General features: G+C 34.4%; 15 protein-coding genes. 11 read left to right on the forward strand and 4 right to left on the reverse strand.

Annotation, left to right across the window (positions count from 1 at the left end; translation table 11 throughout):
- Positions 1 to 12: 12 nt before the first annotated feature.
- The gene (locus ACIQXW_RS05605) at positions 13 to 783 is read right to left on the reverse strand and encodes a TSUP family transporter (RefSeq protein ID WP_401018289.1); all 771 of its coding nucleotides are present in this window, start codon (positions 781 to 783) and stop codon (positions 13 to 15) included.
- A gap of 124 nt (positions 784 to 907) precedes the next feature.
- On the opposite strand from ACIQXW_RS05605, the gene ACIQXW_RS05610 reads away from it, so the two are divergent.
- From ACIQXW_RS05610 to ACIQXW_RS05630, 5 genes are all read left to right on the forward strand, one after another.
- A complete protein-coding gene (locus ACIQXW_RS05610) occupies positions 908 to 1,705 on the forward strand; it encodes a TrmB family transcriptional regulator (RefSeq protein ID WP_401018287.1) in 798 nt (265 codons plus the stop codon).
- Between the two features lie 198 nt (positions 1,706 to 1,903).
- The gene (locus ACIQXW_RS05615; protein ID WP_402760350.1) at positions 1,904 to 2,281 is read left to right on the forward strand and encodes a hotdog family protein; all 378 of its coding nucleotides are present in this window, start codon (positions 1,904 to 1,906) and stop codon (positions 2,279 to 2,281) included.
- Positions 2,282 to 2,304: 23 nt separating this feature from the next.
- Positions 2,305 to 3,273, forward strand: a complete 969-nt coding sequence (locus ACIQXW_RS05620) for an MBL fold metallo-hydrolase (protein WP_402760352.1) — start codon at positions 2,305 to 2,307, stop codon at positions 3,271 to 3,273.
- 307 nt (positions 3,274 to 3,580) lie between these two features.
- Positions 3,581 to 4,225 carry a TVP38/TMEM64 family protein gene (locus ACIQXW_RS05625; RefSeq protein WP_402760354.1) on the forward strand — a complete coding sequence of 215 codons (645 nt, stop codon included), beginning with the start codon at positions 3,581 to 3,583 and terminating at the stop codon, positions 4,223 to 4,225.
- 129 nt (positions 4,226 to 4,354) lie between these two features.
- Complete coding sequence (locus ACIQXW_RS05630) at positions 4,355 to 4,534, forward strand: sporulation protein Cse60 (RefSeq protein ID WP_401018279.1); 180 nt, start codon at positions 4,355 to 4,357, stop codon at positions 4,532 to 4,534.
- Positions 4,535 to 4,860: 326 nt separating this feature from the next.
- Here ACIQXW_RS05630 and fumC read toward each other — a convergent pair whose 3' ends face one another.
- From fumC to ACIQXW_RS05645, 3 genes are all read right to left on the reverse strand, one after another.
- On the reverse strand, positions 4,861 to 6,249 hold the full coding sequence (gene fumC / locus ACIQXW_RS05635; RefSeq protein WP_401018277.1) for a class II fumarate hydratase: 1,389 nt from the start codon (positions 6,247 to 6,249) through the stop codon (positions 4,861 to 4,863).
- Between the two features lie 296 nt (positions 6,250 to 6,545).
- Positions 6,546 to 6,764: a hypothetical protein gene (locus ACIQXW_RS05640; RefSeq protein ID WP_401018275.1), complete on the reverse strand. Its 219-nt coding sequence runs from the start codon at positions 6,762 to 6,764 to the stop codon at positions 6,546 to 6,548.
- Positions 6,765 to 7,338: 574 nt separating this feature from the next.
- A complete protein-coding gene (locus ACIQXW_RS05645) occupies positions 7,339 to 8,775 on the reverse strand; it encodes a SulP family inorganic anion transporter (RefSeq protein ID WP_402762448.1) in 1,437 nt (478 codons plus the stop codon).
- Positions 8,776 to 8,865: 90 nt separating this feature from the next.
- Here ACIQXW_RS05645 and ACIQXW_RS05650 point away from each other — a divergent pair, with 90 nt between their 5' ends.
- The 6 genes from ACIQXW_RS05650 (at position 8,866) to ACIQXW_RS05675 (ending at position 14,947) form a co-directional block, all read left to right on the forward strand.
- Positions 8,866 to 9,429 (forward strand): recombinase family protein, encoded by a 564-nt coding sequence (locus tag ACIQXW_RS05650; RefSeq protein ID WP_401018273.1) that lies wholly within the window; start codon positions 8,866 to 8,868, stop codon positions 9,427 to 9,429.
- 69 nt (positions 9,430 to 9,498) lie between these two features.
- Positions 9,499 to 10,185, forward strand: a complete 687-nt coding sequence (locus ACIQXW_RS05655; protein ID WP_402760356.1) for a DUF421 domain-containing protein — start codon at positions 9,499 to 9,501, stop codon at positions 10,183 to 10,185.
- 404 nt (positions 10,186 to 10,589) lie between these two features.
- A complete protein-coding gene (gene rocF / locus ACIQXW_RS05660; RefSeq protein WP_401018269.1) occupies positions 10,590 to 11,495 on the forward strand; it encodes an arginase in 906 nt (301 codons plus the stop codon).
- A gap of 278 nt (positions 11,496 to 11,773) precedes the next feature.
- Entirely contained in the window at positions 11,774 to 13,201 is a 1,428-nt protein-coding gene (locus tag ACIQXW_RS05665; protein ID WP_402760358.1) for an amino acid permease, read from the forward strand.
- 221 nt (positions 13,202 to 13,422) lie between these two features.
- Positions 13,423 to 14,187, forward strand: a complete 765-nt coding sequence (locus ACIQXW_RS05670; protein WP_401018266.1) for a DUF817 domain-containing protein — start codon at positions 13,423 to 13,425, stop codon at positions 14,185 to 14,187.
- A gap of 205 nt (positions 14,188 to 14,392) precedes the next feature.
- On the forward strand, positions 14,393 to 14,947 hold the full coding sequence (locus ACIQXW_RS05675) for a pyridoxamine 5'-phosphate oxidase family protein (RefSeq protein ID WP_402760360.1): 555 nt from the start codon (positions 14,393 to 14,395) through the stop codon (positions 14,945 to 14,947).
- Positions 14,948 to 14,980 lie beyond the last annotated feature (33 nt).

The following is a 14,980-nucleotide window of genomic DNA, read 5'->3' on the forward strand; positions in this document are numbered from 1 at the left end:
GTGGCTGGCACTTTAACTGAAAAAATAGTCATATGTGTTTTTTATAAGAAGCGTCATTGTGACAATTATGAACAATTTCCGCACAAAGGTACTGCCCTTTTTTATTGCGAACTGTGTCCCCACAATAGCGCCAAAAATTTGAGCAATCCCCATAATAAATCCATATAGATAATGAACTTCGTCTAAATAGACAAACATAAGAAGTGCCGCCATATTACTTCCCAAATTTAAAAACTTTGCATTTCCAGCTGCCTTTATGAAATCTAAGCCAAGCATTAAAAAAGTAAAAATAAAAAAGGAACCTGTACCCGGGCCTAAAAAACCATCATAAAAGCCAATCGCTAATAGTAAAAGGATTAATCCGAAAATCCGAATGGGTGACAGTTTTTTTATTGTAGTGCTGCCTCCCCAATCCTTTTTAAAAATCGTGTAAACACCCACTGCAGCAAGCATTATGAGCATTAAAGGTTTTAATATATCTGGACTAATTAATGTAACGGACCAAGCTCCGATAAGTGACCCAATAAATGCTAGTGGGAAATACTTTATAACAGATCGGAAATCGAGTTTTCCAGAACGATAAAAAGAAATAACAGAAGTTAATGACCCCATCGTTCCTGCAAGTTTGTTAGTGGCAACAGCAGTTGTTGGATTTAAACCTACAAATAAAAGAGCTGGTAGTGCTATTAAACCCCCACCTCCAACAACAGAATCAATAAAAGCGGCTAGGAAGCCAAGTAATATAAGGATAGTTAAAACTTGTGGATCTAAATCAAATATCATAATGTCACTCTTTTCATTTTAGTTACTACTGTAATAGTAACTAAAATAATTTTATAAGTAAAGACTATTTTCATTCGCAATTAGATGAATAGATTTACTATAATGAAACAAATGGAGGTAATGGATGATGGAGTTAATTTCCCAATTGAAGCAATTAGGATATACAGAATATGAAGCGAAAGCATACATAGCGCTTGTACAAAATAATAATGTAACGGCATATCAAGTTAGTAAAGATTCTAAAGTTCCACGAGCACGTGTATACGATACGCTCAATCAATTGGTTGAAAAAGGACTAGTTATGAAGGAAGAGACACCCGATCAAACAACTTATTCAGCGATACCAATTTCTATTTTTATACAAAAAACAGAACAACAATGGCAATCCAATTTTACGTCCATTACGGATCAATTAAAAGTTTTAGAACAAAAAAAGAAAGAAGAAGAAAATCAAATATTAATTATTCGAGATAAGGAAACAATTCTGAGCTTTTGTACTGCGATGTTAAAACGAGCGAAAGAAAAAGTACTCATTTCAATGTGGGATGACGTCTATAATATATTACGCGAGGACTTAGAGGAAATCGGGAAAAAAGTACCCATTCATGGCATAACAATAAACGTAGACAACCCAATAGCTACTGTAGACCAACATCGAACAACAAACTATATTAAAGCACAAACAACTGCCCATTGGTTTATTATCGCTGTTGATGGAAACGAAATGATATATGGCCCATCACCTTTTCGCAAAGATTTAGCTTTTTTTACTGATGATGCGTTTCATATTAACTTTTTAGAAGATTATATTTGGCATGATGTACTTGTAAATCGATTAGTAAAAAGAAGTGATGATAATTTAAATGATTGGATTACAAAAGAAAGAAGTTCATTTTTTTTAGAAAACAAGAATAACAATTGACTGCCTCTCAAATTGTATTAAAAAATTTCATTCAGCCACCTAGTTTACCTCTCAAATGGCACTAGGTGGCTGCTTTTATTGCAAAATGTTACTATTCTATGATTTTTTCTTAATTGTTACGCTAAAAATAACAGTTTCAAAAATTGAATTATTTCAACATTCAGTCTACAATTTGATTTATATAAAGGGGGATAAATGATGACAGTACAAGTAGGTGAAAAGATTACATTTGAACGTACGTTTACAATGGAAGACGTTGAATTATTTACAAAGGTATCCAAAGATGAAGGGGTTCATCATATTACACCAGATGAACAAGGTCGTTTTGTTGTGCAGGGGCTTTTGACAGCTACGCTCCCAACAAAAGTGGGTGGTGACTTTAACGTATTAGCCCGTACAATGAATTTCGAATTTTTACGCCCTGTTTTTAGTGGTGATACCATTCGGTGTGATGTCATAATTGAACAATTTGAACTGGATGAAAAAAATCGCAAGGCGATTAGTACAACATTTTCCTGCACAAATCAACTCAACAAAGAGGTATTAAAGGGGAGCTTTTCTGGCATTATTCTATAAAAATATAGAAGTGGGGCTAACATATGAAAACTGCAAATATTATGTTTTTTGAACGTCCGTTTCCAAGTGCCAATAGTATTGTTATTCAAGATGATCAAACCTTTTTAGTTGATACGGGCTTTGGCAGTGATGTACTCCAAACGGAGAAACTTTTATCCGATGCTGGGATATTACCAAAGCAATTAAATAGTATCATCAACACACACTATCATAGTGATCATGTTGGGGGAAATCATTATTTTCAACAGCGGTATGACCTACCGATTGCTGCACATCTTTGGGAGGGGGAACTAGTGAATCAATGTGATGTAGAGGCATGTGGTTCCCATTATTTAGATCAACCTGTAGAACAATATGTCGTACAACAGCTACTTATAGATGAACAGGAAATTTTGACGGGGAATAGTGCTCTTAAGGTTTTACATACACCAGGACATACATTAGGGCATATAGCTTTATATGAACAACAGCAACAGATACTAATATGTGGTGATTTGTTTCAATACAATGATGTAGGGTGGTTGAATATTTTTCGTGAAGGTACTAATAGTATAAGACGTTCTTACGAAAGTTTAGAGCGACTTGCTAAATTGCCAATAAAAATAGCCTTTCCTGGCCATGGACGAGCGATTGAAGAACCATTACTAATGATAGACAAAGCAAGAGACCGACTTGAAAAGTGGATGATATCTCCTGAAAAAATGGCTTGGCACGCATGTAAGCGAATTTTTTCGTTTACACTGATGCTGAAAAATGGAATAACGAGCAAGGAAATTCCATCGTATTTACTTGGCTGTGGCTGGTTTCATGATTTTGCCGTGCACTCTTTCCGTTTAGAGCCTAAGGAATTTGTCCAGCTATTACTTGATGAAATGATTCGCTCTAAAGCAGCGATATGGCAACAGGACAAGTTATTAGCGACAGCACCATACGAAGTACCAAATTCAAAATGGATAGAAGAAGATTGGAAGCCGATTAATTGGATAAAGTAAATAAACAATTTTCACTAAAGAAACGGTTTTAGAAGATAAGAGATTTCTAAATCTGTTTTTTTTATTAGAATTAAAAAATTATTAAAGATTTTTGATGTCGCATTAACGAAAAGAAGCTCGCGATGTGCATACTGATACAACTCTTTTTTAATTTTTAACATTTTCAATAATCACTGTGTAACGCTATTTATCATACATTGACATAAGTATTTATATTGGTCATTTTAAGAATCCTTAATGATTTCAAGGCTTTTTTAAATTTTTATTTCTTATTATGTGTCTATCGAAGTGTTGAGGTGAGGAAGAAATGAGAAAGAAATTAACCATAATCGTTATTTGGATCTTATTCGCTTATACATTAAAGCATTTTGATTTACTGTCACTCGATATGAATACACTAAAGGATTTTATTTCTGGCAATAAAAATAATGCATACTTATTGTTTATTGGTTTATGGCTAATCAGGCTTATATTTTTTATCCCAGGTACAACTTTAATGATTTTGGGTGGGGTCTGTTTCCAGCCATTTGATGCATTAATGTTATCTACAGTGGGCTTTGTATTGAGTGAAACATTAGTTTATATAGTTTCAAGAAGTTTCGCTGGAAATAAAATCAATAAATATTTAGAAAATCGGTACCCTGAATTTAATGATTTGTTAGAAACTTACAATTACAAATTTCTAGCAATAGGCGTTATTTGTCCAATAGCACCAGCGGATGTAATCTGTTTCTTATCCGCATCCGTAGGGATAAAATTTTCAACCTACATTTTTACAATCATTATAGCGAGTACCCCATTAAGGATACTATATAGTTTTATGGGAGGTAACCTTCATAAATACACAGTAGGTCTAGTGTTTGTCATAGTATCACTAATTTTAGTATTCGCAGCATCCATAAAAATTTGGAATTCGCTTAAACAAAAACGAAAAATAGAGTTACAACAATAGTTTAGATGAGCAAAGAGCCTGATTACAATAAAATAGTAAGGCTCTTTACTTTCCTACCATTCATACTAAATTTAAAATATTGGAAAATGACTCCATTTATTATATGATGATTGAAGTGGGGTGATAAAAATGGCACGATTAAGAACGAACATACTTGAGGCGAGAGATAAAGATACGCTTGAAAACATGATTAATAAATTTTTATATGATTTACCAGAAGGAGATTTTATAGACATTAAGTTTTCTACATATACTTTTTATGATAAGCATAGTGTTTATACAGCCCTTATTCTTTTTAAAATTACATAGCAAGTCGCATTAAAGCGAAAAATTGATCCAACTGATATTCAACTAATCGAACTTCCAGTTGTAAATAGGGATACATTATTTATTGTCACAAAAGATACTGTACAGCATTTCAAACCATATGTAATTACAATAACGATTACTATCTAAGAATGGCACGTCAATTGACAGTAATACTGTTCTTAAAAGTGAAGGTTTTAAATGCGGTAACGTTTGATGTTGAATCTGACCTTTACAGTACAGTTTTCGTTCCTGAAAGCTAAAGGAAAAGCCTTGATGTAATATCAAGGCTTTTTTTTATGTGCAGTTCTTTTCCTACACTTATATCATTATGCGTTTGGATAAATCATCGTAGCTGGATCCACATATTCATTAAATTGTTCTTCTGTTAACAAGCCAGAAGCAATGGCAGCTTCTTTTAATGTAGTGCCTTCTTTATGTGCTTTCTTCGCAATTTTAGCGGCATTTTCATAGCCAATATAAGGATTTAATGCAGTTACTAGCATTAAGGAGTTTTGCAGGTTATGATCAAGCACTTCAATATTTGGTTCGATACCAATAGCACAGTTATCATTAAATGATTTCATCGTATCAGCCAGTAGGCGAGTTGATTGTAAGAAATTATAAATGATGACTGGTTTAAAGACGTTAAGTTCAAAATTCCCTTGGGAAGCGGCAAAGGCAATCGTTGCATCATTTCCAATGACTTGCGTCACGACCATTGTCATCGCTTCACTTTGAGTTGGATTCACTTTACCGGGCATAATGGATGAGCCTGGTTCATTTTCTGGAATGGTAATTTCACCAATACCAGAACGGGGCCCACTTGCTAACCAACGAACGTCATTGGCAATTTTCATTAAGTCCGCAGCGAGTGCTTTTAATGCACCATGTGCCACGACAGCTTCATCATGACTTGTAAGTGCATGAAACTTGTTAGCGGCAGATGTGAATTGTTTGCCAGTTAGCTCACTAATTTCAGCTGCTACACGGTCACCAAATTCGGGATGTGCGTTAATACCAGTACCTACAGCCGTTCCACCAATTGCAAGCTCTTTCATGTATTCTACATTATGTTTAATCATTTGCTCAGATTTGCCCAACATTGCGGACCAGCCACTTATTTCTTGACCTAAAGTCAGTGGCGTAGCATCTTGTAAATGGGTACGTCCGATTTTAATAATATCTTTAAATTTCTCAGCCTTTTCATCGAACGTTGCTTTTAATAAGCGAAGGCGAGGCAGTAAATAATCTTCTACTTTTAGTACTGCTGCAATATGCAACGCCGTCGGGAATGTATCGTTGGAGCTTTGTGATTTATTAACATCATCGTTTGGATGAATTCGGTCAGATTCGCCTGCATCCTGTAAAATTTGATTTGCACGATGCGCAATAACCTCGTTTACATTCATATTGGATTGTGTACCACTACCTGTTTGCCATACAACAAGTGGAAACTGATCATCCCATTGACCATTTAAAACTTCATCTGCAGCTTGCACAATAGCATTGGCTTTAATATCTGAAAGTTTTCCTAATTTATTATTCGCAAGTGCTGCACTTTTCTTTAGAATAGCCATTGCTTGAATAAGTTCAACAGGCATTTGCTCAGTGCCGATTTGGAAATTTTCCTTACTGCGTTGAGTTTGAGCACCCCATATTTTATTGGCAGGTACTTTAATTTCACCCATAGTGTCTTTTTCGATACGATAATCCATTTAGAACAGCTCCTTCGATTTATGTAATTAAAAAACGGATATTCTTAGTCTGATGTAAGAATATCCGTTTAATGCATGTTTATTTCAAAAAATAAGGGGGGATTCTGAAATAAACAAAAATAGAGAAAAGAAATAATCTATATGATAATGATAATTGTTATCAATTAAAAAGTCAATCTTTCTGCCCAATAAATTATATTGAATGAGAATAAGTCGCACTTTAATTGGTATAGATAATATAATTTACCCTTTTTGACTGTTGGTAAACTTGTTTCCCCACGGAAATAGGGAAGAAACTATCTTTTTTTCTTCCCTAAATCTTTTGTTAAAGGCTGTTTTTTCGGAATTTTTTCAAACAACACATTTACATGATACTGGCGTTCATCGATTTGAATAACATCGATTACTTTAGCCTTACGCCCTTTTAGTTGAATATTTTCGTCCACAGTGGGGATACGAATTAATAACTGATTTAAAATCGAGGACTTATTTTCATAAAAATGAACAACATGCATATTCACAGTTCTCCTTATTCTGTATTTTAGTCAATTTATGAAACATTGAAAGAATATAGAACTATTGATAGAGAGGGGAAAAACGATAGGAATGCATGCGCGCACAAAATGAAAATATGCCCCCTAAACCTAGGAGGCTATACTAATTCAAGCGATTGAAGTTGCAGTTTTCTACAGTGTTTTTTTCTGCATACGTTTTAACACATAAAATAAAAAGTAGTAATTCCGCGGAAGGGAGGTAGAATCCCGCGAAAGAGGGGGGAAATTCCGCGGAAGAGAGGTAGAATTCCGCGAAAGTGAGATATAATCCCGCGAAAGCATGGTAGGATTCCGCGAAAGAGAGGAGTAATCCCGCGGAAGAGAGGTAGAATTCCGCGAAAGGGAGGTATAATCCCGCGAAAGCGAGGTAGGATTCCGCGGAAGGAAGGTAGAATTCCGCGAAAGCGTGGTAGGATTCCGCGGAAGGAAGGTAAAATTCCGCGAAGGCGAGGTAGGATTCCGCGAAAGTGAGATATAATCCCGCGAACGAATGAAAGAAGGAATCCCGCGTAAGTATGCCGGAATTCCTTGGTCTTTAATGAGAAGAAGTTATACTTTGTAATCGATTTATTAGTTTTTGACTGGAACTATCGAGTCCCGTTAGTTCAACTGTAATCCCTTTTGCTTGTAGCAAATGTTCTACTTTATGCAAGGCTCCTACAGCAGACTCATCCCATAGACGACTATTTTTAAAATCTATAGTAACTTTCGTATTCATGCTATCAATTTTTTTAAAGTAATGGACAAAATTATGTGTGGCAGCAAAGAATAGTGGACCTTCTATATTGTATATATCTCCATTTTTTATTACTTTCAAAGTTGAAATTTTTACTACAAAGAAGATTGCACTTAAAATAACCCCAGCAATAACTCCCTTCGATAAATCATGTGTATATACTACGATGATAACCGTTACTAGCATAACAATTGCATCACTAGGAGGGGCCTTCACCAAATATTTGAATGAATTCCAATCAAATGTACCGATACAAACCATAATCATGATGCCTACAAGTACTGGCATTGGGATCTTTACTACTAAATCACCTAAGACAATAATTAAAAAAATTAAAAATAAACCGGCTACAAGTGTTGAGAAGCGCCCACGTCCACCAGACTTAACATTGATGACAGATTGACCGATCATCGCACAACCGGCCATTCCTCCAAAAAATCCATTAATGAAATTAGCAATGCCTTGCCCTCTTGCTTCTTTATTTTTTTCACTTTCCGTTCCGGTCATATCATCCACAATTTGGGCAGTTAATAAAGATTCGATTAGTCCAACGATTGCTAATGCTAGCGAATAGGGGAAAATAATTTTGAGTGTTTCAAATGTAAAAGGTACATTCGGAATGGCAAATGTCGGTAGTGTTTGCGTAATAACACCTAAATCACCAATTGTTCGTAAATTAACACCACTATAAATCGCTATAGAAGTTAGTCCAACGATTGCTATAAGTGGTGCTGGTATTACTTGAATATATCGTGGTAAAGTATACAAAAGTAAAAGTGTCAATGCGACAAATATATATGTCATCGTAGACATGCCGATAATTTGAGGGACTTGTGCTAAAAAAATTAAAATAGCTAATGAGTTAACGAAGCCAATCATTACAGCATTTGGGATGAATTTCATTAACTTTGCGATTTTTATCAAGCCAAAAATTATTTGAATAATGCCTGTTAAAATTGTAGCAGCTAGTAAATAATTTAGTCCGTAATCTTTTACTAATGGTGCTATTACGAGTGCCATTGCGCCTGTAGCTGCTGAAATCATACCAGGTCTGCCACCGACAAAAGCTATTGTGACAGCGATACAAAAAGATGCATATAACCCTACCATTGGGTCAACGCCTGCGATGATGGAAAAGGCAATGGCTTCAGGGATAAGAGCAAGTGCTACGACAATACCTGCTAATAGATCGCCTCGGATGTTTCCAAACCATTGTTGTTTTAAACTTTGCATGATGTACTCCTTTAATATGAAAATTCTTTGAGTATCATAACATTCATATTCCCAAAATGGAACCTTTTTGAGACAACATAAGGAGGTATATTGATGATTTTCGGTTATGTAAGACCTTTATATGATGATGAAACGTGTGAAAAACAGTTAAAAGTAGTATCTGAAAAATGCCAAACTATTTATCGAGAACTGCATGCTTCACCTAAAAAGCGACATAAATTAGAAGAATTGCTAATGGCATTGCAACCAGGAGATACGATTATTGTTGAACGGATGTTTGCACTTGCAGACACGACACGACAACTGCAAGACATCTTCAATGTATGTGAAAAAGACGATGTGAGCATTCATTTTTTAAATGAGGATATTTCTACTAATCAATCTTTAACATGTACATTACAACAAATGATGAAACACTATATCCAGTTCCAAACAGATGTTGCGAAGCAGTCAGCTATTATCGGCATTTCCAATGCAAGAGAGCAGGGAAAGACAATTGGCAGACCGAGAAAACCAGATGTAAACATTCAAAAAGCTATTTCGATGTACCATTCCGGAGGATTCACATTACATGATATTAAAAATGAAACAGGCATTAGCAAATCGACGTTATATCGATCTTTGGAGTCATTGGAAAACCTTGATGAGAATCGCTAATTAGTGCCTAGTTTTAGTGTATTTTATTTTATGCATAACACATTCTATTGTATAGATAGGAGTGGAGGCATGAAAGATGTAAGCTACTTACAAATAGCAATAGAAACAGTCATAACTTTTTTTGTACTTCTTGCACTAACACGTTTTTTAGGTAAAAAACAATTAAGTCAACTTACGTTTTTTAACTATGTAACAGGCATAACAATTGGCTCAATTGCCGCTAACATGATTGTTCTTAGTACAAAAGATTACACAAAAGATTTACTGAGCTTGGTTATATGGTGCTTGCTAACAACAATTATTGGCTATATAAGTCTGAAATCTGGAAAAATACGGATGATTCTTGATGGTCAACCTACAATCGTAATAAAACACGGCAAAATCGATAGAAAAGCATTGAAAAGGACGGGCGTCAATATAGATGACTTAACGATGATGATAAGGCAATATCAAGTTTTTTCAATTGATGAAATCGATTTTGCGATACTAGAACCGAATGGCATGCTTAGTATTCTAAAGAAACCTCAATTTCAAGGCACGCAAAAAATAGATATGGACATTTCACCTAAAAACCCACCGTTTTTACCTATAGAAATCATATCAGACGGAAAATTATTAAAAAGAAATTTATTAGAAGTTGGAAAAAATAGAGAATGGCTAAAAAGCGAATTAAAAAAAGCAGGAATCAATAATATTGAAGAAGTCTTTTATGCTGAAATCCAATCAGATGAAAAATTATTCATACAAAAATTTTAAACTAGAACTCACTGTAAAATGAGATTCTGGTTTTATTTTTTTATTATATTATTAAAATATATCAATATCGAAACCTATTACGTTTATACAAATATGGATATAGTTTTAATATTTTTACATTATATTGATATAAAACCTGAAATTAACGCAATAATTTTCTAAAAAAACAATAAAAATGAATAGTTTTAATCTTTCGTTTTTGAAATTTCTGACAAAAATATAAATAAAATTTACAAAATAAGTATCTTTATTCATTGTAATTGTGTTTATGCATTCATTTATGCAAGAGAAAATCTATGTTTCTAATAATCTAAACTGTATAAAAATTAAAAATAATGTCGAGTTGAGTCAATTTTTCATTTTCTTTATACTGTGAAAGTAATTATTGGAGAGGAGAAAATATTATGCGCAAAGAAGTTACAATTATTGGGGTGCCTATGGATTTGGGTCAAACTAGAAGAGGGGTTGACATGGGGCCGAGTGCTATCCGATATGCTGGACTAACAGATCGACTTGAAGGCCTTGGCTATTCGATTGATGACTTAGGGGATTTGAATATCGAATTTGTTAAAAATGATGAAACAATAGAAACAACAACAAACTTAAAAAATTTAAAAACTGTAGCAGATGCTAATGACAAGCTTGGTCAAAAAGTAGATCATGTCATTTCCTCTAATCGCTTTCCTTTAGTTTTAGGAGGAGATCATAGTATTGCCATTGGAACATTAGCAGGTGTTTCGAAACATTATGAGAATTTAGGCGTTATTTGGTATGATGCCCATGGCGATTTAAACACAGGTGAAACATCTCCTTCAGGAAATATCCATGGAATGTCTTTAGCAGTAAGCCTAGGGCTTGGACATCCTGCACTTACGAATATTGGTGGTTATGCTCCAAAAGTAAAGCCTGAAAATGTAGTAATTATTGGAGCTCGTGATTTAGATCCAGGAGAGAAAAAGCTAATTAAGGAAATTGGCATTAAAGTTTATACAATGCATGAAATCGATCGCTTAGGTATGAATACAGTAATGTCAGAAACGATTGAATATTTAAAGGAACGTACAGATGGTGTTCATTTATCTTTAGATTTAGATGGACTTGATCCAAACGATGCACCAGGTGTAGGCACGCCAGTTGCAGGCGGTATTAGTTATCGTGAAAGTCATCTAGCTATGGAAATGCTATCGGAAGCAAATATTATTACTTCTGCAGAGTTTGTAGAGACAAACCCAGTATTAGATCAATATAATAAAACTGCTATTGCTGCTGTAGCTTTAATTAGCTCTTTATTTGGCGACACATTACTTTAAACAATGGATTGGGAAAAATCAATTAGCTGATAAGGAAGAACTTTTTAGTAAAATGAGGTCGCGACAACCAAATTTAAGAAAAATGCTCTCCCTAATTGTAGTTTACAATAGAAGGAACAAATGCTCTAGACTAATTAAGCACTTTTATTTGTCAGAAAATTGACTGTTCACAAAATAGATTTAATTTTAAAAATCACATCTATTAATATTTTTCATCATTATCTTTTTGCACTTCAAAAAGAAAGTGCTTACATGATAATAGTGTAAGGGGTTATTTTATGGCAACAGAACAATATGAATTAAAAAGAACTATGAAAGCTAGACACTTATTTATGATTTCACTAGGGGGATGTATTGGGACTGGCTTTTTTCTTGGATCAGGTTTCACTATAAATCAAGCCGGGCCAACTGGTGCTATTCTTTCTTATTTAGTAGGCGGGTTAGTGATGTATCTAACGATGCTTTGTTTGGGTGAATTGTCTGTTGCTATGCCAGTATCTGGTTCATTTCAAACATATACGACGAAGTTTATTGGTCCTGCTACTGGCTTTGCCGTTGGCTGGCTGTATTGGCTGGGTTGGGCAGTAACGGTTGCCCTTGAATTTTTAGGGGCTGGACAACTTATGCAAAGATGGTTTCCTGAATCACCAGTATGGATGTGGTGTTTAATATTTGGTGCCTTGCTCTTTTTATTAAATGGTTTATCAGCCAAAGCATTTGGTGAAGCAGAATTTGTTTTCTCAAGCATAAAAATATTGGCTATCATTATGTTCCTTATTGTTGGGGGAGCGGCTATGTTTGGCCTTATTGATATGAAAGACGGATCCAGCGCTCCATTCCTTACTCATTTTTATGAGCATGGGCTATTTCCAAATGGTGTAACAGCACTACTTATTACAATGATTACTGTAAATTTTTCATTCCAAGGGACTGAATTAATTGGTATTGCTGCTGGGGAGAGTGAAAATCCTGAAAAGACAATTCCTAAATCTATTAAACAAACAGTTTGGCGTACACTTTTCTTCTTTGTATTATCTGTAGTAATACTTGCCGCTATAATTCCAATGGATAAAGCAGGAGTTGTTGAAAGTCCATTTGTAGTTGTACTGGACAGTATTGGCATCCCTTATGCGGCTGATATTATGAATTTTGTAATTTTGACAGCTCTATTATCGGTTGCAAACTCTGGTCTATATGCAGCAACACGTATGTTGTTCTCTTTATCTGTTGAAAAGATGGCTAGCCCAGTTTTAGGGAAAGTTAATAAAAGAGGAATTCCAATGAACGCATTATTAATTACACTTGCTGTCGCTGGTTTATCTCTATTATCAAGTGTATTTGCGGCAAAAACAGTGTTTGTTTGGTTATTATCTCTAGCAGGTTTAGGTGCTCAAATAGGCTGGATAGCAATTACTGCATCACAAATTGCCTTTAGACGTTCGTATGTTCGTCAAGGTGGTAAAGTGGAAGATTTAAAATTCAAAGCACCGCTGTATCCAATAGTGCCTATTTTAGGTTTAGTAGCTAATTGTATTGTTATGGCAAGTTTAGCATTTGATCCTTCACAACGATTAGCTTTAGATTGTGGAGGAGCATTCTTTATCGGCTGTTATATCGTTTATTATGTAAAAGTGAAGAAAACGAAGGCGATAAAAGTAAACCAACAAGAAGTACAGTTAAAATTAGATCAAAAAATGTTTCTTTAAATGACAAGAGTAGCTGCAGTGATGTGGCTACTCTTGTTGTTTTATTTAGGTTTACAAAAGACGTATTACATAAAAAATTGTTCCACTAAAAAGTAAATAAATTTATCGTTTTTCGATAAAAAAACATTGTAATAAGATAAAAAATCATTTATTCTTCATACAAGAAGAGATTACTCTTACGCGAGTAAATTTTCTCGTACTTTGTTACATGAGGTGAATAAATGTTAAAAAATTTTTTAAAAGACTTAGGGTACTTTACGTACCATCAATCCTTATCTTGTATTTTTCCTGTTGTCATATTTGTTACGCTTGCACTGTCAAAAATGATTCATTTACCACTTGCAAGATATGATTTTATTCTAATAATTTGTCTTGTGACACAGTACTTGATGTATAAATTTGGTCTAGAATCTAAAGATGAAATAAAAGTAATCTGTTTGTTTCATATTATTGGTCTTTTACTAGAATTATATAAAGTGAATTTTCATTCTTGGTCTTATCCAGAAGAGGCGTGGTCTAAAATTGGTGGTGTGCCCTTATATAGCGGCTTTATGTATGCCAGTGTGGCTAGTTACATTTGCCAAGCTTGGCGTAGGTTTGATTTGAAAATTAGAAATTGGCCAAGAAGTTATGTTGCTATCCCATTAGGAGCTATGATTTACTTAAATTTCTTCACACACCATTTTATATATGACGTGAGATGGCTATTAATGGCTGCACTTTTTATTGTGTTTTATCGGACCGTTGTCCAATTCACAGTACGGCACAATCACTATAAAATGCCTATTGTCGTATCATTCCTTTTAATTGGATTTTTCATTTGGATTGCAGAGAATATTGCAACATACTTTGGTGCATGGTCATATCCTAACCAAGAGGTAGCTTGGACAATTGTGCATTTTGGAAAAATCAGCTCTTGGTTTTTACTTGTCGTAATTAGCATTATGATTGTCGCACAGCTTAAATTATTTTATCGGGAACAGTGAAGAGGCAAATCATTCTAAGTAACAGGAACGAAAAGTAAACAAAGACAACAGTTCAAAATAGTGAAGTTCAATAAGAAGGATGAAGATTTACGTTGTACCCATTGCTTTTCATCAAACTGTCCCTTTTTTAGACGTCAATCCTGCTATAGACTCTCTTTAGAAGTTAGAAGTTTTAAACTCGTTAAATAAGGGAGAAGTGATTAGGATGGAAACTAAAATTCGTATGGTGAATAGAACATGTACAGATGAGGGGCAAATCAATAAATTTTTACGAGGAGCTCAAACAGTTTTTCTTGGGTTAGTGGATAACAACATGCCATATGTAATTCCTTTAAATTTTGTATTTGCGAATGGAAACTTTTATATTCATGGTGCAAATGAAGGAAGAAAAATTAACATTTTAAATACTAATGCTAATGCTTGCCTTACAATAAGTGAAATTTACGGAACAATCGCTGATCCGATTCCAGCGAATACAGATACAGCTTATATGAGCGTTATCGCAAATGGAAAAATCGAAATTGTAACGGATTTAAATGAAGCAACAATAGCTATGCAAGAAATGCTTGATAAATATGTCCCGAATTATTATAAAGTACCTTTATCGAAAGCACATGTCGATAAATATCTATCTTCTTTAGGTAGTAAAACTGTTGTACTTAAACTGAAACCTATTACCATAACTGCAAAGGAACATAAAGGTGAGGAACAAATGAAGTTTTATCCTGGGCGATCGGTATCCCAAGATTTATCTCGATAATTTCTACTTCTATTAATAAGCCCGTCTAATGAA

The organism is Lysinibacillus sp. NPDC097162, assembly GCF_044762185.1.
Classification (GTDB): domain Bacteria; phylum Bacillota; class Bacilli; order Bacillales_A; family Planococcaceae; genus Lysinibacillus.

Coding starts and splice junctions, on each gene's coding strand:
- ACIQXW_RS05675 (WP_402760360.1), top strand. CDS start 14,393: ATGGAAACTAAAATTCGTATGGTGAATAGAACATGTACAGATGAGGGG.
- ACIQXW_RS05630 (WP_401018279.1), top strand. CDS start 4,355: ATGGCACGATTAAGAACGAACATACTTGAGGCGAGAGATAAAGATACG.
- ACIQXW_RS05610 (WP_401018287.1), top strand. CDS start 908: ATGATGGAGTTAATTTCCCAATTGAAGCAATTAGGATATACAGAATAT.
- ACIQXW_RS05655 (WP_402760356.1), top strand. CDS start 9,499: ATGAAAGATGTAAGCTACTTACAAATAGCAATAGAAACAGTCATAACT.
- rocF (WP_401018269.1), top strand. CDS start 10,590: ATGCGCAAAGAAGTTACAATTATTGGGGTGCCTATGGATTTGGGTCAA.
- ACIQXW_RS05615 (WP_402760350.1), top strand. CDS start 1,904: ATGACAGTACAAGTAGGTGAAAAGATTACATTTGAACGTACGTTTACA.
- ACIQXW_RS05670 (WP_401018266.1), top strand. CDS start 13,423: ATGTTAAAAAATTTTTTAAAAGACTTAGGGTACTTTACGTACCATCAA.
- ACIQXW_RS05650 (WP_401018273.1), top strand. CDS start 8,866: ATGATTTTCGGTTATGTAAGACCTTTATATGATGATGAAACGTGTGAA.
- ACIQXW_RS05665 (WP_402760358.1), top strand. CDS start 11,774: ATGGCAACAGAACAATATGAATTAAAAAGAACTATGAAAGCTAGACAC.
- ACIQXW_RS05605 (WP_401018289.1), bottom strand. CDS start 783: ATGATATTTGATTTAGATCCACAAGTTTTAACTATCCTTATATTACTT.
- ACIQXW_RS05620 (WP_402760352.1), top strand. CDS start 2,305: ATGAAAACTGCAAATATTATGTTTTTTGAACGTCCGTTTCCAAGTGCC.
- fumC (WP_401018277.1), bottom strand. CDS start 6,249: ATGGATTATCGTATCGAAAAAGACACTATGGGTGAAATTAAAGTACCT.
- ACIQXW_RS05625 (WP_402760354.1), top strand. CDS start 3,581: ATGAGAAAGAAATTAACCATAATCGTTATTTGGATCTTATTCGCTTAT.
- ACIQXW_RS05640 (WP_401018275.1), bottom strand. CDS start 6,764: ATGCATGTTGTTCATTTTTATGAAAATAAGTCCTCGATTTTAAATCAG.